Genomic DNA, 22,157 nt, shown 5'->3' with positions numbered 1-22,157 from the left:
GGCTGAAGCTCGACCCGCATCAAACCTTCCGCGAAGTGCGTTTGCAATCGGCACGTATTTCAAAAACAGGCGATTTCGACCAGGACTGGTCTAGATCAGCCAGCTGCAACAGCAGTTCCGTTCTTCGCAATGCAAAACAGCTCTCAGCGTCACTCGCCTGGTGCGATCGCGTTACTCGGCGTCGGGCGGTCGGTGATTTGCTGTCCGAACAGGCTGCCGATCAGCTCGACCGCGGTGCGTGCGGTGCGACCGCGCTCGTCCAGGAACGGATTGAGCTCGACGATGTCGACCGATCCCACCACGCCGGAATCATGTAGCAGCTCCATGATCAGATGCGCCTCGCGATAGGTCGCTCCGCCCGGCACCGTGGTGCCGACTCCCGGCGCCACACACGGATCGAGGAAATCGACATCGAAGCTGACATGGAGCACACCATCGCTCGCCTTGACGCGCTCGATGACGCTCCGGATCAGCACAGCGACGCCGAACTCGTCAATCTGGCGCATGTCGACAACTCTGATCCGGCGTGTGCGCATCAACTCCTTTTCGAGCTTGTCGATCGAACGTGCGCCGAACAGGTCCAGCCTGTCAGGATCAATCGAGGCGCGCGGATCATCGCCGAGCAATCCGTCGAGGCCGGGCTCGCCGCACAAGAACGCCGCCGACATGCCGTGCATGTTGGCGGTGATCGTCGTCTCGGGCGTATTGTAATCGGCATGGGCGTCGAGCCAGAGCACGAACAGCTCGCGTCCGCGCTCCTGCCAGTGGCGCGCCATGGCATTCACCGAGCCCATCGACAATGTGTGATCGCCGCCGAGGAAGATCGGTAACGCGCCGGTTTGTGCGATCTCATGGCCTCTGCGGCTCAGTATGCGCGTCCAGCGCTGGATTTCGCGATAGTGATTGGCTTTTTCGGGCGGCCTGTCAGCGAGGTCCCTGACCTCTGCCACGGAGAGATCGCCGTAATCGACAACTTCGAAATCAAGGCTTTCGAGCAGTGCCGCGAGGCCGGCGGTGCGCAGCGCCGCAGGGCCCATCAAGGTCCCGCGCTGCGAAGCCCCCATGTCGATGGGCGCGCCGAGCAAGGCGATGCGCCGGGCTCGATCCGTCATGATCCGATCGGTCACGGTAATCTCCTGAGATCAGCAAGGCGCCGCCAGCCTAACAGAGATTCGTGCCCGTCGTTTCACGGGTATTTCCCGGTGAAAAGACGCCGCGCGAGAAGCCGTCCCGGAACAAAATCCCGCGCGCCGCATTTCCCTTGCAAGGCCGGCACCCGCCGTACATTACGGCGCCTGTCGCGGATAGCCAAAGGTCTTCGGACCCGCTGTTCAAAACGAGCGCTCGCGCGGATAGCCAAAGGTGCCGGCCTCATTCACTTCGTCAGAAGCGGAGTTTACGAATTTGAGCACCGAAATTCCGCAGCCCCCGTCCCAGCCCGGCATGGCCGAGCGCGCCATCGACGCGGCGGCCGACGTCTCCCATACGATCGGTGAGGTCGCGGGAGGCTTGCGCGCTGCTGTCGACCGCTTGACGCATGTCATCGACGAAGCTCGAAAGCCTGGTAAACCGCTCTCGACGGTCGCCGCAATCACACGTGAAGCGCCGCTCGCGAGCCTGTTTGTCGCCTTTCTGTTCGGGGTTGCCATCGCCCGCCGGCGTTAGCAATGAAGCCCGCGTGAGGTGAGTCAGCTAGGCCGCGGGGTGACGGATCGGGGCTGCGGCAGGAATTGCCGTTCGAATGCCTCGGCAGGCATCGGGCGGCCGAAGAAATATCCCTGTCCTTCCTCGCATCCCATGCTGACCAGGAAGTCGGCCGTGGCACGGTTCTCGATACCCTCCGCCACGACAGTGAGCCCGAGCTGCTTGCCGAGACCGATGGTCGAGCCGACGATCGCGGCGTCGTCGGAATCGGCGAGCAAGTCAAGCACGAACGACCGGTCGATCTTGAGCCCGTCGAGCGGAAACTTCTTCAGATAGCTCAGGCATGCATAGCCCGTTCCGAAATCGTCGAACAGAACGCGGACGCCGAGCTGCTGGATCCGCTTGAACATGTCGAGCACGCGGCTTTCGTCATAGAGCAGGATATCCTCTGTGACTTCGAGCTCGAGCAGCGACGGCGCCGAGCAGTTTGGCGTGAGGCCGATGCTGGGGCCGGTTCTCTCCGAGCAGCCGTCGCGCCTGGCGACGCTCGAGCGCCAGCTCTTCCTCATCAACGGCAGGCCGGGCGTCCGGATCACCGACACCGCGCTCGAGGAGATCGGCGGTCCCACCGGCCGCTTTCGCCTCGTCGTCTATTTGAAAACCTGGCACCTCTTCTCGTCGTTCGGCCTGGATAATCTGGGTTCGTCGTCGGTCGGCCCGTGGCAGACCTATGCGACCGGCGCGTTCAACTCCTATCTCACGCCCGGCGATACGCTGGCGGTCAACCTGTCGACCATTGCCAACGACCCGCGTGAGCTTGGCTTTGCGCGCTTATCCTATGACGCGCCCGTCGGCGTCGACGGCCTGCGCCTCGGCGCTTCCGTCCTGTATAGCGCGGTCCGGCCGGATGACGCCCGCCGCCTCGACAGCGACATCACCACGACGGAGGCGTTCGAACTGCGGGCAAGCACCGTGCCCTTCATGTCGCAATCGTCGGGGCTGACGCTCACCGTGGCCGGGACCTTCAGCAACGTGTCCGAACACGACCTTTACGGCCCTTGGTACAACGACCACATCAGGACCGCGAGCCTGACCGCCGATTACCGGCTCCAGGATCGCTTCGGCGGCACCAATTTCGCGACGCTGACCTACCGCCAGGGCCTCGACATCTTCGGTGCCTCGCATTTCGACGACGATCTGTTGTCGCGCGACGGCGCCGCGTCGAACTTCTCGGTGCTGAACCTCTGGTTCACGCGCGACCGGACGCTCAACGACGCCTGGTCGCTCAAGCTCTCCGCAGCGAGCCAGACGGCATCGCGGCCGCTGTTCACCTCGCAGCAATTCTATCTCGGCGGCGCGGCTTTTGGCCGGGGCTATGGCGCAGCCGAGATCAGCGGCGACAACGGCCTTGCCGGCTCGCTCGAAGTACCCTTCGACCAGACGCTGAATTTCCGCTACTGGACCGGCTATCAGCTCTACGCCTTTGGCGATGCCGGCGCAGTCTGGAACGACGGCTACCGCCTGAGCGACGGCCTGGCGCTGACATCCGCCGGAGCCGGCGTGCGGTTCTTTCTGCCGGACGATCTTCAAGCCGATCTCGGCGTGGCCTTCCCCCTGAGCTGCCGGGCGCCAGACAACGAGCGACGCAACCCGCGCTTCCTGTTCACCCTGTCGAGCGCGTTCCGGCTTTGCCCCGAACGCGGCCGGGGCGGCTGCCTCTAGCCGCGTAGCCCTCGGCTGAAGCGTGCCTTGATGCGGCCCTTTTGCGGCGCTCCTCACAGACTTGCCTAAATTTAATCCCGTAACCTGCTCACGATCGCTCGATCCGGGAGTTCCCGATAACCATGTTCAGCCGAAACTGATTTGAGACCGATCCATGAAAAGGGTGTTTGCAATCCTGGCTTTTCTCTGCGTCCTCGGCGTAGGCCAGTATTTCGTCGTCAGCCGGTTCGCGATCCGCCATGAGGTTTTGACCCTGTTCGATGCCTCGCGCCAACGGCCGATCTCGGTCGAAATCGCGGTGCGGCGCGACTACGAGACCAAGGCCAATCTCGGACTCTGGAAGCTCCCGCTCGCCATCATCAGCAACGGCAACACCGTCAAGGCAACCGAATATTCCTTCCTCGCCAACGTGCTCGCGGCGCGCGGTTATCTCGTTGCCAGCATCCAGCAGGACCTGCCGAGCGATCCGCCGTTGATGACGCATGTCGGTCAGCAATATGTCGGGCGGCGCGAGGTCTACATCCGCTGCGAGGCCAACATCCTTTTCACCCTGGCCGAACTGAAGCGCCGGCAGGAAAACACCGACTACGACCACATCACCCTCGTCGGCCATTCCAACGGTGGCGACGTCTCGATGTACGTCGCCCATCAGCACCCGGAGATCGTGTCGAAGGTGATCACGCTCGACAATTTGCGGGTACCCTTCGTGCTCAGCGACAACCTGAAGATCTTGTCGTTCCGCTCCAAGGATCCGCATTTCCAGACCGACCCGGGCGTGCTGCCGACGCCTGAAGAGGCCAAAGCGCGCGGCATCGACATCGTCCATACCGGCGCTCAGCACACCGAGATGAGCGATCGCGGTCCCGATGCGGTCAAGGAGAAGATCCAGGCGACACTCGATCGCTTCCTGCGTGACAGTGCCAGCAGCGCGCTCGCGCCGGCTGACACCAGAAGCCCGATGATCATGAACCCCGGCGACTATTAGCCGGGATCCCTTTGCGGCAGATCAAGGCAGCTCCAGGCCGGCTACGATAGAAAGAGCCTCACCACCCCGGAGAGGCACGTGTCGCACTCCATCGAAAGCCCTGATACGAAGAGTCTCGTTACGGCAAGCTTTGGCCTGCCAGCTGCGAGGACACCGGCATTCGCGCGGCATCTCTATCGTGCGACCCGCAAGCTGCTGCGGTCGATCATCGCCCGCATCGATCTCTCGCAATTTCCAGGATCGTGCTGCGGCTGAGCGCGGCGCCCCGCAAAGCAAAATGCATGAGAGGCGCCGGATCCTGCTCCAGCATCGACGTGACGATATCCACACTGCGCAGGATCAATTTGCGGGCACGCAGCGCACGCCGGAAATCAGGACTTCCCCTTGCCGGGCTGCATGAAACTGCCGGTCATCTGGCGCATGTGGTCTCCTGCGCTGGTAAACTGGCTGCGCAGAAAGTCGGACTGGATCCGCATCGCTTCCTGAAGGTCGGTGGCATGCACGAGCTTGCGCGCGTGCTCGAACGCCGACTTCATGTTCTGCTCGGTGAACGCGAGCGCCTGCTTGGACACTTCGGTACCGGTTCCGGGAACCGACGTCATCGATTTGGTGGCAGCCTCGAAAAACATGCCGAATGCCTTTTCCGCCTGGTCGATCGTCTTTTCGGCCAGGTCGCGCAGTTCGGCTGGAACCTCAAGCTTCGGTTCGATCATGGTCGTACTCCTCCCTTTTTCCCAACTGAATACCACACTTGCCGGATCGCATTCCAGCGGCAGCCTAGGGACAAGCGTCGCCCGGCGGTCCGGCTCCGGCAGGAAAACGAAGGACGAGGCGTAGGGCCGGCGCGCGGCCGGGCTCAGGACAGGGGGTGCTCGGGAAGGGTTTCTTCGGTGCCGAGATCTTCGACCAGCTTGATGACCTCGAAACGCTGTCGAGGCGCGAGCTTCAGGAATGCGCGAAGCAGGCGCAGACTTTCAACGGTGCTGCTTGCCGGCGCGCCGAGCTTAAGGTGCAGTTCAGCCGCGAAATTGAGGTTTTTCATCTCGCACCTATGACAAGCATCGGCCTTCGTGATCAGACGTTGAGGTCTCGCTCGAGAACCGGACACCATGACCGGACGCCATGGTGCCCCTGAGATCTCGGCCGGGGCACCCGGTAGGTTAGCACGCCGAACCACATATCACACGGACCGGCTCAGCCGAACAGGTTGCAATTATGTCAAGAAACAACCCTTCCGGCAAGCCCAACCGTCGCAGCAGCGATGCTTCGTCTGCATCGCACCACGGCAATTCCGGATAACAGGAATATGGACCGTCGTCACCCACCTGCGTCAAGAAGCGGCATCACTCACGCACACGACCTCGATCGGTGTCAATCGGTGCGGCGTTTCGCCGTGTTTCCGGTGTGAACGGCGATTGGCGAGGTCAGATTAAAGTTTCTTCAGGGTATACACGTAATTGTTGAGCCCGACTTCGGCGGTTGTATCGTCGACGAAATGAACCTGCAGAAGGGATCGGCGGCCGCCGCCGAGCCTGCCGTGCCCAGGGACACGAGAAGGCAGGCCGTGCCGGCGAAATTCATCTGACTCCCCCTTGAGCTGTTCGACTTGGACGCGGCTCCTCGCAGCAGGGTTCATCGTTTCGAAGATATTTCCGCCAATGAACCGTCGTTCAAGGTTGAACGACCAAGCGGTTGCGAAGCGGCCACGCAGACAACGGGCGCCATGGCCGACGGACTTATCGATTCGGGCGCACCTCAGCACCAAAGGACGACAGCATGCTTTCTCGCTGCGATCTCATCAAGGGCGCCGCGGTCGCGCTTCTCACCCTCTCGATACAAGGCGCATGGGCGGAGACCAGGATGAATCTGTTCAAGATCGTCACCATCAAGGACGAAATCGTCGTCGGATTGTCGGCGGACGAGCTCCAAGCGCTCGGCGGTAACGATGCGAGCGCGGTTGCGCACGCGCTGGCGCAGAAGGGCGATCTCACGGTCTGGCAGTACAACGTGCATCGCGGCCCGAACGGCGAGTTGCAACAGGCGCCGACCGCGAAGATCGGGCTCTTGGCCAACGCATCTCTCCGTGTCGAGCCCTATACGACGCCTTACCAGATCGTGCCGCATCCGTAGCGAGCCGGTGCGCCTGCGGCCGAGCCGCAGGCGCACCGCCGTCATCGGCACCGCATTGCCCGCCGAGCCTTGCCTTCCGTTGCAAAACCGTAGACCAGCGCGAGCCGGTCCAGGCACTCGCGAAAGCGCCGCGCGAAATAGTCGTTCCAGCGCTGGGTACGGACGGCGCGCCGCTCCCCGATCTGATCCATGGTCAGTCCCAGCACCAGTACGTCGTGCACCAGCGCGGCGCCGTCGGTACCGAGTTCGCGCTCGACCCGGTTCAGGCGCAGCACAGCCTGGCGCTGGCCTTCGGTGACGGGCTCGCGCGAGCCCGCGCCATCGACATATTCGCGCGTCGGGTCCACCGCCTGGGGCCCGCGCTCCGCCCTCTCCCAGTCGCTCTGGAAGGCGCGCCCGCCGCGATATTGCGCCTCGTCGATCTGGTGATGCGCGTGCAACCGGCCGAGCGGATCGCCGCGAACCGACCGGACGGCCGCGATCTTCTCGCCGGCATCAAGCGCCAGCGGATTGTCGACCTCGACCTCCGCCACCTCGGCATTGAACGGCACCTCGCGTGATCGCCGATCGTAGATTCCAGTCAATCTGTAGAACTTGTTGCGTCGTGCATGTGCCACTCGGATACTCCTCGCAAAATTGAACGGATAGCGGTCGCGTCAGGCGGCAGAGATCAGCCTCAATACGACGGGACCGGCGGCGCGGGCGGACGCAGCTTCAGACCTTCGCGTCAGGCGGGCATGCGGCGTGCAGTAGCTGGAGCCCGGCTGGCGCGGATGGCCGCAGAAGGCGATCACCTCCCCTTCCTTGTCGCCGCCATAGGGATAGCGACAGTCTTCGCGCCCGAGTTCGACCAGCGGGATCAGACGCGGCTGGACACCGACACAGCGCAACTTGGCCCGCGCGGGCATCATTGCGGATTTCGGTGGCAAGTTCAGGTTCGGTAACGTCGGACGGGGCGGCCCGATAAGACAGGCTCCTGACGGCAAGGACGGCACGATCGATGGGCTCGTCATCCGCGCCGGGGCCGCGAGTCCCAGCCGCTTGGCACGGCCTGCCACTGCGTTGCGTGTGTAAGCCGTTCCAAATCTCCCGTTAATCTGTCTTCCGATCTCCGCATAAGACATTCCCTTGAGAAAATAGTCGCGAAGCGCGTCGGAGTGCTCCGACGGCCAATGACCCGGTTCCATGCTGCTGTCCTGTGATGCGCCTCCCCGATCGCTCGATCGCGAGGCGAAGCTCACATTCCGGTATTCCGAAGCAAGAGTCAAGCGACAATTCTGATATTCATAATTGCATCAATTCCGAATTTCGGATTACAAGAGGCGGGACGATGGGCAATCGAGGGAATCACCATGTTGGACGTTGCTATGATCGAGCGGGGCCTGGAGAAGACGGGCAAGAGCAAGGGCGGCCTGGCGGCGGCCATGGGCGTGCGGCCCGGCGCGGTGTCCGAGATCCTGGGCGGCGAGCGCCTGGTGAAGGCGTCCGAAATCATTCCGATCATGGAATATCTCGAGCTCAATCTCGCGCCGATCATGGGCCGCGTCGGGGCCGGCGCGGTGATCGAGCCCGATTATGAACAGGTTCCCCCGGAAGGCCTCGGTGATATCGCGCTGCCGTTCCCGATCATGGAAGAGACCGTCGCCTTCGAGATCGTCGGCGATTCGATGCTGCCCAAATACGAGAGCGGCGACGTGATCGTGGTCTACAAGGACCAGCGCCATCCGCTGTCGAGCTTCTACGGCGAAGAGGCCGTGGTCCGGCTCAAGACCGGCGAGCGTTATTTGAAGACCATCGAGCGGGGCAAGTCGCCCTCCGTCGTCAACCTCACCAGCTTCAACGCCAAGCCGATCGTCGGCGTCAAGCTCGAGTGGGTCGGCGAGATCTGCCTGTCCATGCCCAAGGGCCAGCTCGAGCGGCTGCGCGCCAAGTCGGCACGCCCGCGCAAGAAGAGCAAATAGGCGAGGGTTTCCGATTTTCGGAAATATCTCTTGACTTAATTCTGGTTTTCGGAAATATTCTGTCGCAGTCCCGGCTACGGGGCGCGGCAGGATCGTTTCATGCAGTATTTCGTCGTGATGATCGACTATGGGCGGCGCGGACGCGAGGCGGTCGTCGATCCCGAAATCACAAGGCGCGAGATCATCTCCCGCGTCGCTTCGGGTGAATACCGAAACATCTCGTTCATCCACGAAATCGCGGAGAATGCGGTCGAGGACGTGACCGAGGCGCTCCTGACCGAGGCCGCCCTCCCCCAGGTTCCGCCTGAAGAAGTCGACCTCCAGGCCATCCGCCTCGATCACGCCCGCGACCAGCGCAAGCACGAGAAAACGTGACGCAGGCCCAAACGGCCTGCGTCACTGCCCGGCCGGCGATCACACCGTGAGGACGGTCGAGCCCGTGGTCTTGCGTGCGGCGAGATCGGCATGCGCCTTGGCGGCGTCCTTCAACGGATAGGTCTGGTGCACCTCGATCTTGACTGCGCCGGACTTCACAACGTCGAACAACTCGTTCGCCATCGCGACCAGGGCCTCGCGCTTGGCAGCGTAGGTGAACAGCGTCGGACGGGTGACGTAGAGCGAGCCCTTCTGCGCGAGCAGGCCGAGGTTGAGCGGCTCGACAGCGCCGGAGGACGCACCGAACAGCGCGGCAACACCGAGCGGCGCAAGACAATCCAGCGACTTCAGGAACGTATCCTTGCCGACGGAATCATAGACCACCGGCACCTTCTTGCCGCCCGTGATCTCGTCCACGCGCTTCACGAAATCCTCGCGCGTGTAGATGATGACATGATCGCAACCATGAGCCTTGGCGAGTTTTGCTTTCTCATCACTGCTGACGGTGCCGATCACCGTCGCGCCGAGGTGTTTTGCCCACTGGCTCAAGATCAATCCGACGCCGCCGGCCGCCGCATGCAACAGGATCGTATCGCCGGCCTTCACCCGGTAGGTCTGCCGGATCAGATATTGGGTGGTGAGCCCCTTCAGCATCATAGCCGCCGCGGTCTTGTCGTCGACGCCGTCGGGCAGCTTCAACAGCCGGTCGGCCGGGATCAGCCGCGCCTCGGAATAGGCACCGAGCGGTGAGGCGCCATAGGCGACGCGATCGCCCGGCTTCAGATCGGTGACACCCGCGCCGACTTCCTCGACGATTCCGGCCGCCTCGCTGCCAAGACCACTCGGCAATTGCGCGGGATACACGCCGGAGCGATTGTAGATGTCGACGAAGTTGAGACCGACGGCAGTATGGCGGATGCGCGCCTCGCCAGGTCCGGGCTTGCCGACGCCAACCTCCTCCCAGACCAGGACTTCAGGACCGCCGGTCTTGTGAAAGCGAATGGCATGCGTCATGGGCGTTGCTCCCTTATTGTTGCAGCGAAGGTCCGTGGATAACGGATCGGCCTGTGAAATAGGTATTTGGTCCGCCCGTTACAGTACAGAGACGTAACAAGAATGTCACAGCGAACGACAAAGGTCCGCCGTTCCGCCTCTGTTCGAAAGAGTTGATGACGGGTCCGGGGCAACCGGCAGTAGCTTTTGCGCGGGGTTTTGGTGGTCGCCAGCGAAGGAGAGCCGAGATGCCAGCTTATGTACAGCATCATCAGGATATCGAGATCGCGCCTGTGAATTGCCCGACATGCATGGGGTTCCTGCCGATGTACGTTCGCGAGGTCGAGCCGCATTGGAGCCTTGCCAAGATCGACTTCGTCTATGAATGCGCCGATTGCGGCGCCGAGCTCAGACAGACCATCCGCAAGCCAGAGCTGCTGCGGCACTGATCGCGAAACGGCGAACCGCTCAAGTATTTGCGTTAAACGGAAAAAACGCCGGTCGCGCGGGTCTGATGCCTCCCAAACGAGGCTTGTTCTTTGCCGGGAACGCAGGCAGAACAAGCCTCAAGCAAGACCTTTGGGAGCGCCCATTCGTGGCTGAACAGAAGGCCTCGACCTCGATCGAGGCAGTGGAGAGCGGCCTCGCCGCGCAAGGGTATATCGCGAGCCGGCAGATCGCGACGGCCGTCTATTTGTCGCAACAGATCGAGAAGCCGATCCTGGTCGAGGGCCCCGCGGGCGTCGGCAAGACCGAGCTTGCCAAGGCCATTGCCGCCTGGCGCGGCATGAAGATGATCCGCCTGCAATGCTACGAGGGCCTCGACGAGGCCAAGGCGCTGTACGAGTGGAAATACGCCAAGCAGCTTCTCTATACCCAGATCCTCAAGGACAAGCTCGGCGAAGTCCTCGGCGGCGCGCAGACGCTACATGCCGCGCTCGCCCAGCTCCACGATTTCGGCGACGTCTTCTTCTCCAAGGAGTTCGTCGAGCCGCGTCCTCTGCTCCAGGCGCTGGAGCAACCGGGCGGCTGCGTGCTCTTGATCGACGAGATCGACAAGTCGGATGCCGAATTCGAATCGCTGCTGCTGGAAATCCTCTCCGATTTCCAGGTCACGATCCCCGAGCTCGGCACGGTCTCGGCGATCACGCCCCCGACGGTGATCCTCACCTCCAACAGCGAGCGCGACCTCGGCGACGCCCTGAAGCGGCGCTGCCTGCATCTGCATATCGGCTTCCCCGAGCAGCGGCTGGAGGAGCGCATCGTCGAGAGTCGCGTCCCCGGCATCTCGCAGGCGCTGCGCCGTCAGATGGTCGGCTTCATCCACGAGATCCGCTCGCTCGACCTGAAGAAGCTGCCCTCGGTCAGTGAGACCATCGACTGGGCGCGCGTTCTGGTTCTACTTCAGGCTACGGAGCTCGATACGGAAATCGTCAAGGACACGCTCAATGTGCTCCTGAAATACGAGGCCGACATCGAGGCAGCAACGCCGCAAGTTACGACCTTCATTGCCAAGGCGGCACGGTCCAACGTCTTCGGTTGACGCCGATGCGCGAGAACCTCCATCGTTTCTTTCGGGCGGCGCGCGGTGCCGGCGTCCATGTCTCGCCCGCCGAAAGCATCGATGCGATGCGCGCGGTCAAGCAAGTCGGCTTTTCCGACCGCGCCATCCTGCGCGATGCGCTGCTCCTGACGCTCGCCAAGTCGCAGGACGAGAAGCTCGCCCTCGGCGACTGCTTCGATCTCTTCTTCAGCCAGCCCGAGCCGCGGCAGGATCAGCCCGAGGCCGACAACGACGACGACGCCTCGCAGGACGCGGATCAGTCCGCCTCATCCGGTTCGGCCGGCGAAGCGGGCGAAGGCCAGCCTCCCGAAGGATTGGGCCCGCTGGCGCAGATGCTGCTGTCGCAGGATCGCACCGCGATCGCAGCCGCCATCGCCAGCGCTTCCGGTTCGGCTTCCCTGTCCGATATCCGCTATTCAACTCAGCGCGGCATCTTTTCCAGCCGCATCCTCGACGCCATGGGCCTTCAGCGCTTGCGCGACGATCTCGACGCGCTCACCGCGACCAATCCGTCGCTGGCCGAGCGTCTGCGCGGCGCGCTGGACGCTTTGCGAGAAGCAGTCCGCGACACCGTCTCGCAAGGCCTTGCGCTCTATGCGCGCGAGGAGGCCGAAAACCTCCGCAACGAGATCCTGCGCAACGCGCCGCTTGCCCGCATCGAGCGGCGCCAGGTCGCCGAGATGCGCGTTCTCATCCGCCAGATCGCGCGCCGCCTGCGCGAGCGCTATTCGAAGCCGCGCAAGCGCCAGCGACGCGGCCATCTCGATGTCCGCCGCACGCTCCGCCGCAACGCCGCCTGGGGCGGCGTGCCCTTCCTCACCGCGTGGAAGCGCAAGCATCGCGACCGGCCCAAGATCGTCGCCATCTGCGACGTCTCCGGCTCGGTCGCGCAGGTCTCCGATTTCTTCCTGCTCCTGATCCACTCGCTGCACGAGGTGGTCGACGACGTCCACTCCTTCGCCTTCTCCTCGCATCTGATCGAGGTCAGCGAGATCCTGGAAAAGAAGTCGCCGGAAGAGGCGATGGCCGATATCATGTCCAAGGTCGGCTTCGGCTCATCCGACTACGGCTCCTCGCTCGTCGATTTCGAGAAGGAGTTCATGAGCACGCTGACGCCGCAGACCACGGTGATCGTGCTCGGCGACGCCCGCAGCAACAATCTCGACCCGCGCGCCGACATCCTGCGCCGCATCTCCGAACGCTCGAAGCGAGTGGTCTGGCTCAATCCCGAAGGACGGCTCGCCTGGGGCTTCGGTGATTCCGAGATGCCGCGCTACGCGACCTTTTGCAGTGTCGTGCGCCAATGCGCCACCGCGCAGCAACTCGAGCGCGCGGTGTCCGATATCGTGGCGACTTATCAGTAAAGAATGATCAGCTCCGGCGTCAGGCGGCGTTCAGCTCAGCCTGGGCTCGATTGCACTCACGAAAGTGATACGCGATTTCGTCGAGCGCGCGCTGTTCCCATTCCTGGGCCTGCGCGAGCCAGAATAACCGACGCTGCGAATCCAGCGCGGCGCGCTCACGGCAGAGGAATTCCTGACTGCGAATTTCGACAAGCCTCTTCATGCACTCACACTCCTGTCGTGTGAAAGCTAATCCCCTGAGAATCAGCGTAACAGAGTCCCAACCCCTTTGCCTCACCATTGCTGTGCATATCGCGACGCAGAATGGGACAGTGATGCTTCCCGTGCACTGCGGTAGTTCGCGACGCACGATCAAGGACAAATCATCAATAAGTGATCGGAGATCGGGACGATATTCGCCCGAGAACGATCCTAACTCTTGTGACGCAACGATCTGCGGCAATTTGTGAAGAGACGTTCTAAACAGCTCACCGAATTCCCGACTCATTGTCGTCGCATGGTCTTCATGCAGCGCCGCTAACAGGGGCGCGAACGTGACTATCGCTTGAGGCAACATGAACGACGATTTCGACTTCGACCTTTCGCCGGATCAATGGGCAGCCCTGCGCACACTTCGCAACCCCGTAGCGAACCATCGCCTCTCGAAGGCCTATCTCGTCGACAGCCTCGTCAAGCTTGGTCTCGTCGTCATCGATGACGGCGTACCCGCGATGACTCCCATCGGACGCAAGGTGCTGGTGCGCGGATCGTGCCGGCTGCTGGATCTCGTGGCGTAACCGCGCTGCCGGTGTGCGGCGCATGCACGATCGACTGAAGAATAGTTCTTTGCTCTTCGCTTAAGGCGCGTCGCGAGACCCTAACCGGGCAATGTAAGGACCAAAGGTCCGTTTCGGGTTGCGATCACGGTGTGTTCATACTGCACCGTCGGCGCCTCGGGGCTGCTGTAGAGCGTCCATGGATCGTCGTCGCCATCCTCGGCCCACTCGGCGCCAAAGGACAGGAACGGCTCGACGGTGAACACCAGGCCATCGCTTATGATGCGACGCTCGGAAGCGTCGGGCCACGTCGCGATCTCTGTCGGCTCCTCATGCAGCGACAAGCCGACACCATGGCTGGCGAGGTTCTTGACGAGCGTATAGCCATTTTTCCGCGCAAAAGCCCCGATGGCTTGACCGATGCCGGCAATCGGTTTGCCGGCTCCAACCTGCCGCAGGCCCGTCCACATCGCCCGCCGACCATCCCTGCAAAGACGTTCGATCGAACGGGGCACGGGCGGAACGGCGAACGACGCTCCCGTATCGGCAAAGAACCCGCTCTTCTCGGCTGAGACGTCGATGTTGACGAGGTCGCCACGCTCGATCCGTCGGGCACCCGGGATGCCATGAGCGATCTCTTCGTTCACGCTGATGCAGGTTGCGCCAGGAAAGGCATAGGCCAGTTCCGGCGCGGAACGCGCCCCGGCGGTCTCAAGGAGCCTTCGTCCGATCTGGTCGAGTTCAGAGGTGGTCATGCCGGGCTCGAGGGCCTTCCCCATCGCCTCAAGGGCATTGGCGACGATACGCCCGACCTCTTTCAGGCAGATCAGATCGTTCTCATTCGAGATGGTCATATCAAGCTCTCCGAAAGCCGCGGACATAGCTGTTGGGATGCCGACTTGCAAACGGGAGAGCGCACGCAAGACTCCTGGATCTTGCGGCGCCCTGGATGACACCCGGAACAAAACCGCGACAATCTGGCACGGTAGTTGCTCCCCTTCGACGGCCAAGACGCGTCAAATCGGGGGAGCCCACCCATGTCAACCATTGCTGCGGCGCCAGTCGCTGAGTCCAAGCCGCTCTATACCTCGCTATTCGTCCAGGTCCTCGCCGCGCTGATCCTCGGCATCATCCTCGGCATGGCTGTCCCCGACTTTGCCGTCGGCCTCAAGATCCTCAGCGACGCCTTCCTCAAGCTAATCTCGATGATCGTGGCCCCGATCGTGTTCTGCGTCGTCGTGCACGGCATCGCCGGCGCCGGCGACCTCAAGAAGGTCGGCCGGGTCGGCGTCAAGGCGCTGGTCTATTTCGAGGTGATGACGACGGTGGCCCTCGTCGTCGGCCTGCTGCTCGCCTACCTCTTCGGCCCCGGCCATGGCATGAACATCGATCCCTCGACGCTCGATGCCAAGGCGCTCAATACCTATGCTGACAACGCCCACAAGCTGTCCGGCGGCGGCATCGGCGCCTTCCTGATGAACGTGATTCCCAGCACATCCTTCGATGCGCTGTCGCGCAACGACGTGCTCCAGGTGCTGTTCTTCGCGGTCCTGTTCGGTGTAGGCCTTGCGCTCGTCGGCGGCGAGAAGGGTGCGCTTGTCACATCGATGATCGACGCGGCTTCCACCGTGCTGTTTCGGGTCATGGGGCTCATCGTTCGCGTCGCCCCACTTGGCGTGCTCGGTGCGGTCGCCTATACCGTCGGCAAATACGGCGTCGGCTCACTGAAGCAGCTCGTCTCGCTGGTGATGCTGTTCTACGTCTCGGTCGGCATCTTCGTGCTGGGCGTGCTCGGCGGCGTGATGGCGCTCGCCGGAATCAACATCCTCAAATTCCTCGCCTACTTGCGCGAAGAGCTGACCATCGTGCTCGCGACCGCGTCCTCCGATGCCGTGCTGCCGCAGATCATGAAGAAACTGGAGCGGATGGGCGTGAAGGACTCCGTGGTCGGCCTCGTCATCCCGACCGGCTATTCCTTCAACCTCGACGCTTTCTCGATCTACCTGACGCTTGCCGTCGTCTTCATCGCGCAGGCGACCAACACGCCGCTGTCCTTCGGCGACCTCCTGCTGGTGCTCGGCGTCTCGCTGATCACGTCGAAGGGCGCGCACGGCGTGCCGGGTTCGGCGATCGTGATCCTGGCCGCGACGCTCAACGCGGTGCCGAGCATTCCTGCCATCGGCCTCGTGCTGGTGTTGTCGGTCGACTGGTTTATCGGCATGGCCCGCGCGGTCGGCAACCTCGTCGGCAATTGCGTGGCGACGGTGGTGGTGGCTGCCTGGGAAGGCGACCTCGACCGCGCCAAGGCGGCCAAGGTGCTGGAGGGCGGCGAGCTGGTGGACGTGACGGCGGGGTAGCGCCCGCGGATCAGTCATCCCACTGGAGGAGCGGCGTTCCAAACGCCCTCCTCCAGACCGACAGGAAGCGCGGAAACCAGGAGTGCGCCACGGCGCCCTTATAGGCCCAAGTGCGATATTTAAGACCCTGTTCCGAGATCAGTTCCTGATAGCCGCCGTGAACCTCGGTCGCGGTCCGAATGTCCTTCAATATTCCCTGGGCGCAGGCGCGGTAGGTGTCGCTCCCAGAGAATTCATCATAGTCCAGCATGCGATCCGCGAACTCGACGTTGAATGTCGGCCAGGAGGAACGTCCCTGGTAGGCTGGCGCCGCGATCTTGTGGATCATCTTGTTCCGCGGATTGTCCGCGGAGACCAGGAAGTGGAACGTGCTGGGTATGCGAAAGCGCGGTTCGGCGATGATCAGATCGGCTGTCGTCGCAAACAGCGCGCGCTCGCTGGCATCATTCAGGTCCCAGAATCCGCGGTGCACGCTGACGAAATCCAGGGCCACCAAGGACACCGGCGAGCCCGCCGGGCCGTCAAGCGAATGCCTGATATAGCCGTCCTTGCCGAACAAACGGAGCAGATCTCGCTTGTACTGTGCAAGGTCGCGGCCGAGCAGCCGTTTCAGTTCGTTCTCGCCGACGATCCCGAGCTGCATGCCCCACACGAACGTCGTGTAGACGCAGGCGTTGGTGACGAAGCGCCTGCGCTCGGCCCGCGTATCCGTTGCCGCAGATCGAGGTCCGCCGGCATCGCACAGCAAATACCTGGTACCGTCAGCGTCGAACGGCTCAAGCTCACTCGCGAGCTGAAGGATCGCGCGCTTCAGGTCGACGCCATATTCGGCCAGCAGCAGGCGGCCGGCATGTGCGCATTGCGACATCGCCAGATAGGAAGACGCTCTCTCGTCGGCACCTATCATCTGCTGGAGACCGGCGAGAATGCCGAGCAGCGTGTCAGAGGGCCGCGAGAAATAATTCACGCCGAGGTACCGCCCGCGTCCCGCAGGAACGATGGTCGTCGTGACCACGTCGGCGCGAACCGCCTCCAGCAGCAGACGAACGCTCTTTTCGAGCAGGCGCGCCCGGCGGACCGCGTCCTGCGCATCCATGATGGTCTCAGGGTCCAGAACATCGGGGTAAAACCAGGCGAAGTCGCGCGGGTAATAGGCGGAGGCGTGCGGCGCTCCCGTGACGAGGAAGGCCTCGGTCACCGAAAAGGCACTGTCCATCGAGTACCGGTAGAGATCCTCGATGTCCGACAACGCATGATGCGATTGTCTCAGGAAGCGATCACCGAGAAAATTGACCGCCTGAAGCGCGTTGGCGACGAAGGTCGCAGCCATCCCCTGGTAGAACCGGTTCTCACGCTGTGATGGAAAAGAGATGTCGCTGTTCATGTCCGTCAATCGGCTGATGTCTCGTGACCCCGTGATGGCGGCCACCATTTTGAACATGACTGATTCGTATCTCTACCCGGTGACTTGCGGGTTCGTGACGCTCGCCTAGGCCGCCCGCGGCTTGAAATTCTCGATCACCCGCAGCAGCACCCGCGCACCGGCGTCGGCGTCTGCGAGCTCGACATGCTCGTCCGGATGATGGCTGATGCCGCCGCGGCAGCGGACGAAGATCATGCCGACATCGGCGATGTCGATCATCGCCATGCCGTCATGCCCTGCCCCGCTCGGCAGCTCGAACACTGACGAGCCTTCGGCAGCGATCGCCTGTGCGACCTGCTCCTTCAGCCAGGGCGCGCAGGGCGCGGTGCGGTTCTCGTGGGTGACGTCGAGCTGAAGCGCCAATTGCCGGCGCTTGGCGATGGTCTCGATCTGCCGGACGACATCGGCGACCGCGCGCTTTCGATGCATGTCGGTCGGTGCCCGCATGTCGATGGTGAACGACACTTCGCCCGGAATAACATTGGTCGCGCCGGGCCGCGCCTGGATATAGCCGACGGTGCCGACCAGCCCGCCCTCGTCGGTGCGGCAAAACCGCTCGATCGCGCCGATGCATTCGGCCGCGCCGGCGAGCGCATCACGGCGTAGCGCCATCGGCACTGTGCCGGCGTGACCGGCCATGCCGGTCAGCCGCGCAGCGAGCCGTGTCGCGCCCGCAATCGCAGTGACGACACCGACGGGCAGGTTCTGTGCTTCCAGCACCGGGCCCTGTTCGATGTGCAATTCGAGATAGGCGAGCAGTTCGCGCCGCGCCCGCGCGGCCGCGCCGATATGATCGGGGTCAAGGCCGAACGCGACGAGCGCATCGCGCATCGACACGCCGTCGTGGTCGCGCGTGTTCAGGACGCTCTCGTCGAAGGTGCCGGCCACCGCACGGCTTCCGAGCAGCGTCGAGGCGAAACGCACCCCCTCTTCATCGGCAAAGCCGATCACCTCGATCGCGAACGGCAGGCGCTTGCCGCGGCGGTTGAGATCCGCGACGCAGGCAATTGCGGTGATCACGCCCAGCGGCCCGTCCCATTTGCCGGCATCGCGCACGGTGTCGTAGTGCGAGCCGAGCATCAGGCAGGGCGCACTCGGCCGCTCCCCTTCATAGCGCCCGCAGACATTGCCGATCGCATCGAAATGCGCGCTCATGCCGGCTTCGCGCATCCAGCTCAGGATGAGGTCAGCGGCCTTGCGCAGCTCGTTGGTGAGATAGATGCGGGTGAGCTTGTCGCCTTCTTCCGAGATCGCACCGAGCTCGTCGATGCGGCGAACGATCTCCTTGCCGAGCGATGCATCGTGAACGGCGTTACCAGCACCCATCTCGGCGAGCTTTCCATCTGCTAGGGACCACAGCGGCGGCGGTCCGGGCACAATCGATACAAGTTCGGTGCCAGCAAAGTCATGCCACCGACGCCGCCCAATCTGCGCGTGGTTAGCATGAATGCGTCGTAGGGGCAGACCATCCGACGCCGGTCATACACACGCCCGAGGCGGGTTAATGCTGCTTAACTCAATTGCATACAATTATGAGTAATTGCCTATAAATTGATCTGCCGATTTTCTCGTCAGGATCCTCGCGCGATATAAATTCCATATATTTCAAACGCTTATTTTGAAATGACTGCATCCTGACCTCTGGCACAAAGCTTGCGACAACTCATCCGAGGCTTCGCCAAGCCGGCGCAGCCGCGAGATTGGGGCGGTGCATCCGCCAAGGGGAGCAAGCAATGGATTTTGGCAGGATTTCACGACGTCATTTGTTGCAGGGCGGCGCGGCCCTCACCCTCGGTGCGGCAGCGGGCCTCCGCCCGGCCTTCGCGGCCGAGACCACCATCGGCTTCATCTATGTCGGCTCGCGCGATGACTACGGCTACAACCAGGCGCATGCACAAGGCGCGGCGGCGCTGAAGAAGATTCCCGGCCTGAAGGTCGTTGAGGAAGAGAAGGTGCCGGAGACTGACGCGGTCGAGAAGACGATCGAGTCCATGATCAATCTCGACGGCGCCACCCTGCTCTTCCCGACCTCGTTCGGCTACTACAACCCGCACATGATCAAGATGGCCAACAAGTTCCCGAAGCTGCGCTTCGAGCACTGCGGCGGCCTCTGGAGCGACAAGGATCCGAAGAACGCCGGCAGCTATTTCGGCTATATCGACGAAGCCCAGTACATCTCGGGCATCGTTGCCGGCTACACCTCGAAGACCGGCAAGCTCGGTTTCGTTGCGGCGAAGCCGATCCCGCAGGTGCTGCGCAACATCAACGCCTTTGCCCTCGGCGCCAGGCTCGCCAATCCCAAGGCCACCACGCAGGTGATCTTCACCGGCGACTGGTCGATGCCGGTCAAGGAGGCCGAAGCCACCAACAGCCTGATCGACCAGGGCGTCGACGTGCTCACCTGCCACGTCGACGGCCCCAAGACCATGGTCGAGAACGCCGCACGCCGCGGCGCCTTCGTCTGCGGCTATCACACCAACCAGTCGCCGCTCGCGCCGAAGGCCTATCTCACCGGCGCCGAGTGGAACTGGGAAGCGCTCTATCCGAAGTTCGTCAAGATGATCGCGGCCGGCGAAAGCATCCCGAATTTCTATCGCGGCGGCCTCAAGGAGGAGATCGTCAAGACCTCGCCCTATGGAGAGGCGGTTTCGGCCGAGGCGCGCAAGCACGCCGACGAGGTCAAGGCCAAATTCCTGTCGGCCGAGGGCTACGCCATCTTCAGGGGCGGGCAGGTCGATAACAAGGGCAAGACGGTGATCGCAGCCGGCACCGACCGCGGTCAGAAGGATCCTGAACTCGAGAAGATGGACTATCTCGTCGAAGGCGTAATCGGAGCGACTTCGTGACCACGGAAGCCGCGGATTCCACTGAAGCGGTCGGGACAATTGCCCCGGCCGCCGAGCCCGGCTTTCTCCAGCGCCACGGCGCAACGATCGAATACATCCTGATTCCGGGCGCGGCGCTGGCCGGCGCGCTCGTGGCCTTCGGCATCTTCGTCGCGATGTTCGGCAAGAACCCGCTCGATCTCTACTTTTATATGTATTACGGCGCCTTCGGCACCTGGTTCTCCTGGCAGAACACGTTGACGCGTGCTGCCCCCCTGATCCTCACCGCACTCTGCACGGCTCTGCCCGCGCAGCTCGGCATGGTCATCATCGGCGGCGAAGGCGCGCTCGTGATCGGCGCGCTGTCGGCGACCAGCGCCGCGCTGGCGCTTCAGGGCATGCCGCCGCTCGTCGTGCAGATTGCCATGGTCATCGCCGGCGTGATCGGCGGTGGCTTGTGGATCATGTTGTCGGGCGCGCTGCGCCAGTATCGCGGCGTCAACGAGACCATCTCGAGCTTGCTGCTCGTCTACATCGCGCTTGCCATCCTCAATCATCTCGTCGAAGGCGTGATGCGCGATCCCGCCAGCCTCAACAAGCCATCCACGCGCGAGATCGGCGCCGCCAACATGATCGGCACCATCCCAGGCACCGACGTGCATTGGGGCCTCGTCTTCGGACTGATCGCCGCGATCGCCGCCTACATCCTGATCTATCGCACCGTGTTCGGCTTCGCTGCACGGGTCGCCGGCGGCAACATCCGCGCTGCGAAGATCGTCGGTCTCAACGTCAGCAAGCTGATCCTGGCCATCTGCTTCCTCGCTGGCGGCGCCGCGGGTCTTGCCGGCATGGTCGAGGTTGCCGCCGTGCAGGGACGCACCAATGCCAACCTTGCGGCGGGCTACGGCTTCACCGGCATTCTCGTTGCCTTCCTCGCCCGGCAGAATCCGCTGGCGATCATTCCCGTCGCGATCCTGCTCGGCGGCATCAGCGCCAGCGGCGGCCTGCTCCAGCGCCGCCTTGGATTGCCGGATGCATCCGTCCTGGTGCTCCAGGGCATCATCTTCGTCTTCGTGCTGGCCAGCGATGCGCTCTACGGCCGCATCGGATTTTTGAAGGGAAGATCCTGAGATGGCAGACGGATCGATCGGACTGTGGACCGTCCCGCTCGCCGTGCTTGGCGGCGCCATTCGCGTCTCGACGCCGTTCCTGTTCGTGAGCCTCGGGGAATGCATCACCGAACGCTCCGGCCGCATCAATCTCGGCCTCGAAGGCACGCTGGTGATGGGCGCGATGAGCGCCTACGGCATCTCCTACCTTACCGGCTCGCCCTGGCTTGGCGTGCTCGCCGCCGGCATCACAGGTGCACTGCTGGGTGCATTGCATGCCGGCATCTGCTCGCTGCCGCGCGTCAATGATATCGCGGTCGGCATCGCGCTGATGCTGTTCGGCACCGGGCTCGCATTCTATCTCGGCAAGCCGCTGATCGAGCCGACCGCGCCGCGGCTGCCCGCGATCGATTTCGGTTGGTGGAGCGACGTTCCGCAGGTGCGCGCCGCGTTGCGGGTCAACGTGCTCTTCCTGATCGGCGTCGCGCTCGCGCCAATCCTCTACTGGGCGTTCCGCACCACGCGCTGGGGCCTTCTCATCCGCACTGCCGGCGAGAGCTCGGACGCCGCGCGCGCCATGGGCCATTCCGTGCTGCTGATCCGTCTGCGCGCAACCATGGTCGGCGGTTTCCTCGCCGGCATCGGTGGCTCGTTCCTGTCGTTGTTCTATCCAGGAAGCTGGAACGAGGGCCTGTCCTCCGGCCAGGGCATCACGGCCGTGGCCCTCGTGATCTTCGCGCGCTGGGATCCGCTGCTCTGCCTGTGGGCCTCGCTCGCCTTCGGCGGTGCCGCGGCTTTGGGCCCTGCACTGCAATCTGTCGGCGTCACCTCCGGCTATCACCTCTTCAACGCCGCCCCCTACATCCTGACGCTGGCGATCATGATCATCACCTGCTCGCCGAAACGCACGCTGACCGGAGCCCCGGCCGAATTGTCGATCACCCGCTAGA

Annotated in this window: 24 protein-coding genes and 3 pseudogenes; 15 read left to right on the top strand and 12 right to left on the bottom strand. The window is 63.1% G+C overall.

What is annotated here, in order from left to right; translation table 11 throughout:
* Nucleotides 1–149: 149 nt before the first annotated feature.
* A complete protein-coding gene (gene rocF / locus JQ627_RS30755) occupies nucleotides 150–1,127 on the bottom strand; it encodes an arginase (RefSeq protein ID WP_212488112.1) in 978 nt (325 codons plus the stop codon).
* Nucleotides 1,128–1,404: 277 nt separating this feature from the next.
* Between rocF and JQ627_RS30750 the strand changes: the two genes are divergently transcribed.
* Nucleotides 1,405–1,665 (top strand): hypothetical protein, encoded by a 261-nt coding sequence (locus tag JQ627_RS30750; protein WP_028156652.1) that lies wholly within the window; start codon nucleotides 1,405–1,407, stop codon nucleotides 1,663–1,665.
* Nucleotides 1,666–1,688: 23 nt separating this feature from the next.
* Here the strand turns inward: JQ627_RS30750 and JQ627_RS30745 are convergent.
* A pseudogene (locus JQ627_RS30745) lies at nucleotides 1,689–2,120 on the bottom strand (EAL domain-containing protein); the annotation flags it as partial.
* Between JQ627_RS30745 and JQ627_RS30740 the strand changes: the two are divergent.
* Together JQ627_RS30740 and JQ627_RS30735 are read left to right on the top strand one after the other, a co-directional pair.
* Nucleotides 2,113–3,366, top strand: a pseudogene (locus JQ627_RS30740) (ShlB/FhaC/HecB family hemolysin secretion/activation protein); the annotation flags it as partial. The pseudogenes JQ627_RS30745 and JQ627_RS30740 overlap by 8 nt on opposite strands.
* A 154-nt stretch (nucleotides 3,367–3,520) precedes the next feature.
* Nucleotides 3,521–4,081 (top strand): annotated as a pseudogene (locus tag JQ627_RS30735) (alpha/beta fold hydrolase); the annotation flags it as partial.
* Between the two features lie 119 nt (nucleotides 4,082–4,200).
* On the opposite strand, the gene JQ627_RS39820 reads toward JQ627_RS30735, so the two are convergent.
* On the bottom strand, nucleotides 4,201–4,332 hold the full coding sequence (locus JQ627_RS39820) for a hypothetical protein (protein ID WP_409363828.1): 132 nt from the start codon (nucleotides 4,330–4,332) through the stop codon (nucleotides 4,201–4,203).
* Between the two features lie 97 nt (nucleotides 4,333–4,429).
* Here JQ627_RS39820 and JQ627_RS30730 point away from each other — a divergent pair, with 97 nt between their 5' ends.
* Entirely contained in the window at nucleotides 4,430–4,606 is a 177-nt protein-coding gene (locus JQ627_RS30730) for a hypothetical protein (protein WP_212488110.1), read from the top strand.
* A 116-nt stretch (nucleotides 4,607–4,722) separates the two neighbouring features.
* Here the strand turns inward: JQ627_RS30730 and JQ627_RS30725 are convergent, their stop codons facing one another.
* Nucleotides 4,723–5,064 (bottom strand): phasin, encoded by a 342-nt coding sequence (locus JQ627_RS30725; protein WP_212488109.1) that lies wholly within the window; start codon nucleotides 5,062–5,064, stop codon nucleotides 4,723–4,725.
* Nucleotides 5,065–5,207: 143 nt separating this feature from the next.
* The gene (locus JQ627_RS30720; RefSeq protein WP_014493704.1) at nucleotides 5,208–5,393 is read right to left on the bottom strand and encodes a hypothetical protein; all 186 of its coding nucleotides are present in this window, start codon (nucleotides 5,391–5,393) and stop codon (nucleotides 5,208–5,210) included.
* 734 nt (nucleotides 5,394–6,127) lie between these two features.
* On the opposite strand from JQ627_RS30720, the gene JQ627_RS30715 reads away from it, so the two are divergent.
* Nucleotides 6,128–6,481, top strand: coding sequence for a hypothetical protein (locus tag JQ627_RS30715; protein WP_212488108.1), 354 nt, complete (start codon nucleotides 6,128–6,130; stop codon nucleotides 6,479–6,481).
* Between the two features lie 41 nt (nucleotides 6,482–6,522).
* Here JQ627_RS30715 and JQ627_RS30710 read toward each other — a convergent pair whose 3' ends face one another.
* Both JQ627_RS30710 and JQ627_RS30705 read right to left on the bottom strand, forming a co-directional pair.
* On the bottom strand, nucleotides 6,523–7,098 hold the full coding sequence (locus JQ627_RS30710) for a hypothetical protein (protein ID WP_212488107.1): 576 nt from the start codon (nucleotides 7,096–7,098) through the stop codon (nucleotides 6,523–6,525).
* A 39-nt stretch (nucleotides 7,099–7,137) separates the two neighbouring features.
* Nucleotides 7,138–7,668, bottom strand: coding sequence for a GcrA family cell cycle regulator (locus JQ627_RS30705; RefSeq protein ID WP_212488106.1), 531 nt, complete (start codon nucleotides 7,666–7,668; stop codon nucleotides 7,138–7,140).
* A 165-nt stretch (nucleotides 7,669–7,833) separates the two neighbouring features.
* Here JQ627_RS30705 and JQ627_RS30700 point away from each other — a divergent pair, with 165 nt between their 5' ends.
* Together JQ627_RS30700 and JQ627_RS30695 are read left to right on the top strand one after the other, a co-directional pair.
* Nucleotides 7,834–8,442 carry a S24 family peptidase gene (locus tag JQ627_RS30700; protein WP_028156659.1) on the top strand — a complete coding sequence of 203 codons (609 nt, stop codon included), beginning with the start codon at nucleotides 7,834–7,836 and terminating at the stop codon, nucleotides 8,440–8,442.
* Between the two features lie 99 nt (nucleotides 8,443–8,541).
* The gene (locus JQ627_RS30695) at nucleotides 8,542–8,817 is read left to right on the top strand and encodes a hypothetical protein (protein ID WP_212488105.1); all 276 of its coding nucleotides are present in this window, start codon (nucleotides 8,542–8,544) and stop codon (nucleotides 8,815–8,817) included.
* A gap of 39 nt (nucleotides 8,818–8,856) precedes the next feature.
* On the opposite strand, the gene JQ627_RS30690 is transcribed toward JQ627_RS30695, so the two are convergent.
* Nucleotides 8,857–9,831, bottom strand: coding sequence for a quinone oxidoreductase (locus JQ627_RS30690; protein ID WP_212488104.1), 975 nt, complete (start codon nucleotides 9,829–9,831; stop codon nucleotides 8,857–8,859).
* 227 nt (nucleotides 9,832–10,058) lie between these two features.
* Between JQ627_RS30690 and JQ627_RS30685 the strand changes: the two genes are divergently transcribed.
* The 3 genes from JQ627_RS30685 (at nucleotide 10,059) to JQ627_RS30675 (ending at nucleotide 12,738) form a co-directional block, all read left to right on the top strand.
* Nucleotides 10,059–10,259, top strand: coding sequence for a hypothetical protein (locus JQ627_RS30685; protein WP_212375101.1), 201 nt, complete (start codon nucleotides 10,059–10,061; stop codon nucleotides 10,257–10,259).
* Between the two features lie 146 nt (nucleotides 10,260–10,405).
* Entirely contained in the window at nucleotides 10,406–11,353 is a 948-nt protein-coding gene (locus JQ627_RS30680) for a MoxR family ATPase (RefSeq protein WP_212488103.1), read from the top strand.
* 5 nt (nucleotides 11,354–11,358) lie between these two features.
* Nucleotides 11,359–12,738, top strand: a complete 1,380-nt coding sequence (locus tag JQ627_RS30675; protein WP_212488102.1) for a VWA domain-containing protein — start codon at nucleotides 11,359–11,361, stop codon at nucleotides 12,736–12,738.
* Between the two features lie 19 nt (nucleotides 12,739–12,757).
* Here JQ627_RS30675 and JQ627_RS30670 read toward each other — a convergent pair whose 3' ends face one another.
* Nucleotides 12,758–12,940 carry a hypothetical protein gene (locus tag JQ627_RS30670; RefSeq protein ID WP_212488101.1) on the bottom strand — a complete coding sequence of 61 codons (183 nt, stop codon included), beginning with the start codon at nucleotides 12,938–12,940 and terminating at the stop codon, nucleotides 12,758–12,760.
* 352 nt (nucleotides 12,941–13,292) lie between these two features.
* On the opposite strand from JQ627_RS30670, the gene JQ627_RS30665 reads away from it, so the two are divergent.
* Nucleotides 13,293–13,514: a hypothetical protein gene (locus JQ627_RS30665; protein ID WP_212488100.1), complete on the top strand. Its 222-nt coding sequence runs from the start codon at nucleotides 13,293–13,295 to the stop codon at nucleotides 13,512–13,514.
* An 80-nt stretch (nucleotides 13,515–13,594) separates the two neighbouring features.
* On the opposite strand, the gene map is transcribed toward JQ627_RS30665, so the two are convergent.
* Nucleotides 13,595–14,347 carry a type I methionyl aminopeptidase gene (gene map, locus JQ627_RS30660; RefSeq protein WP_212488099.1) on the bottom strand — a complete coding sequence of 251 codons (753 nt, stop codon included), beginning with the start codon at nucleotides 14,345–14,347 and terminating at the stop codon, nucleotides 13,595–13,597.
* A 183-nt stretch (nucleotides 14,348–14,530) separates the two neighbouring features.
* Here map and JQ627_RS30655 point away from each other — a divergent pair, with 183 nt between their 5' ends.
* Nucleotides 14,531–15,850, top strand: a complete 1,320-nt coding sequence (locus tag JQ627_RS30655; RefSeq protein ID WP_212488098.1) for a dicarboxylate/amino acid:cation symporter — start codon at nucleotides 14,531–14,533, stop codon at nucleotides 15,848–15,850.
* 10 nt (nucleotides 15,851–15,860) lie between these two features.
* Here the strand turns inward: JQ627_RS30655 and JQ627_RS30650 are convergent, their stop codons facing one another.
* Together JQ627_RS30650 and JQ627_RS30645 are read right to left on the bottom strand one after the other, a co-directional pair.
* Nucleotides 15,861–17,234 carry a hypothetical protein gene (locus JQ627_RS30650; protein WP_212488205.1) on the bottom strand — a complete coding sequence of 458 codons (1,374 nt, stop codon included), beginning with the start codon at nucleotides 17,232–17,234 and terminating at the stop codon, nucleotides 15,861–15,863.
* 105 nt (nucleotides 17,235–17,339) lie between these two features.
* Complete coding sequence (locus JQ627_RS30645; protein ID WP_212488097.1) at nucleotides 17,340–18,599, bottom strand: allantoate amidohydrolase; 1,260 nt, start codon at nucleotides 18,597–18,599, stop codon at nucleotides 17,340–17,342.
* 407 nt (nucleotides 18,600–19,006) lie between these two features.
* On the opposite strand from JQ627_RS30645, the gene JQ627_RS30640 reads away from it, so the two are divergent.
* From JQ627_RS30640 to JQ627_RS30630, 3 genes are read left to right on the top strand one after another with little or no spacing between them, the layout of a single operon-like run.
* Nucleotides 19,007–20,119, top strand: a complete 1,113-nt coding sequence (locus JQ627_RS30640; protein ID WP_212488096.1) for a BMP family ABC transporter substrate-binding protein — start codon at nucleotides 19,007–19,009, stop codon at nucleotides 20,117–20,119.
* Entirely contained in the window at nucleotides 20,116–21,228 is a 1,113-nt protein-coding gene (locus JQ627_RS30635; protein ID WP_212488095.1) for an ABC transporter permease, read from the top strand. The genes JQ627_RS30640 and JQ627_RS30635 overlap by 4 nt, the downstream gene beginning before the upstream one ends.
* A gap of 1 nt (nucleotide 21,229) precedes the next feature.
* Nucleotides 21,230–22,156: an ABC transporter permease gene (locus JQ627_RS30630; RefSeq protein WP_038957599.1), complete on the top strand. Its 927-nt coding sequence runs from the start codon at nucleotides 21,230–21,232 to the stop codon at nucleotides 22,154–22,156.
* The last annotated feature ends 1 nt before the right edge of the window (nucleotide 22,157 follow it).

The sequence above is a fragment of the Bradyrhizobium liaoningense genome (assembly GCF_018130785.1).
Taxonomy (GTDB): Bacteria; Pseudomonadota; Alphaproteobacteria; order Rhizobiales; family Xanthobacteraceae; genus Bradyrhizobium; species Bradyrhizobium liaoningense_A.
This window is presented reverse-complemented; position numbering and strand designations above follow the sequence as displayed.

Coding starts and splice junctions, on each gene's coding strand:
- JQ627_RS30640 (WP_212488096.1), top strand. CDS start 19,007: ATGGATTTTGGCAGGATTTCACGACGTCATTTGTTGCAGGGCGGCGCG.
- JQ627_RS30690 (WP_212488104.1), bottom strand. CDS start 9,831: ATGACGCATGCCATTCGCTTTCACAAGACCGGCGGTCCTGAAGTCCTG.
- JQ627_RS30645 (WP_212488097.1), bottom strand. CDS start 18,599: ATGGGTGCTGGTAACGCCGTTCACGATGCATCGCTCGGCAAGGAGATC.
- JQ627_RS30630 (WP_038957599.1), top strand. CDS start 21,230: ATGGCAGACGGATCGATCGGACTGTGGACCGTCCCGCTCGCCGTGCTT.
- JQ627_RS30665 (WP_212488100.1), top strand. CDS start 13,293: ATGAACGACGATTTCGACTTCGACCTTTCGCCGGATCAATGGGCAGCC.
- JQ627_RS30675 (WP_212488102.1), top strand. CDS start 11,359: ATGCGCGAGAACCTCCATCGTTTCTTTCGGGCGGCGCGCGGTGCCGGC.
- JQ627_RS30725 (WP_212488109.1), bottom strand. CDS start 5,064: ATGATCGAACCGAAGCTTGAGGTTCCAGCCGAACTGCGCGACCTGGCC.
- JQ627_RS39820 (WP_409363828.1), bottom strand. CDS start 4,332: ATGATCATCGGGCTTCTGGTGTCAGCCGGCGCGAGCGCGCTGCTGGCA.
- JQ627_RS30715 (WP_212488108.1), top strand. CDS start 6,128: ATGCTTTCTCGCTGCGATCTCATCAAGGGCGCCGCGGTCGCGCTTCTC.
- JQ627_RS30705 (WP_212488106.1), bottom strand. CDS start 7,668: ATGGAACCGGGTCATTGGCCGTCGGAGCACTCCGACGCGCTTCGCGAC.
- JQ627_RS30700 (WP_028156659.1), top strand. CDS start 7,834: ATGTTGGACGTTGCTATGATCGAGCGGGGCCTGGAGAAGACGGGCAAG.
- JQ627_RS30695 (WP_212488105.1), top strand. CDS start 8,542: ATGCAGTATTTCGTCGTGATGATCGACTATGGGCGGCGCGGACGCGAG.
- JQ627_RS30685 (WP_212375101.1), top strand. CDS start 10,059: ATGCCAGCTTATGTACAGCATCATCAGGATATCGAGATCGCGCCTGTG.
- JQ627_RS30655 (WP_212488098.1), top strand. CDS start 14,531: ATGTCAACCATTGCTGCGGCGCCAGTCGCTGAGTCCAAGCCGCTCTAT.
- JQ627_RS30720 (WP_014493704.1), bottom strand. CDS start 5,393: ATGAAAAACCTCAATTTCGCGGCTGAACTGCACCTTAAGCTCGGCGCG.
- map (WP_212488099.1), bottom strand. CDS start 14,347: ATGACCATCTCGAATGAGAACGATCTGATCTGCCTGAAAGAGGTCGGG.
- JQ627_RS30670 (WP_212488101.1), bottom strand. CDS start 12,940: ATGAAGAGGCTTGTCGAAATTCGCAGTCAGGAATTCCTCTGCCGTGAG.
- JQ627_RS30650 (WP_212488205.1), bottom strand. CDS start 17,234: ATGAACAGCGACATCTCTTTTCCATCACAGCGTGAGAACCGGTTCTAC.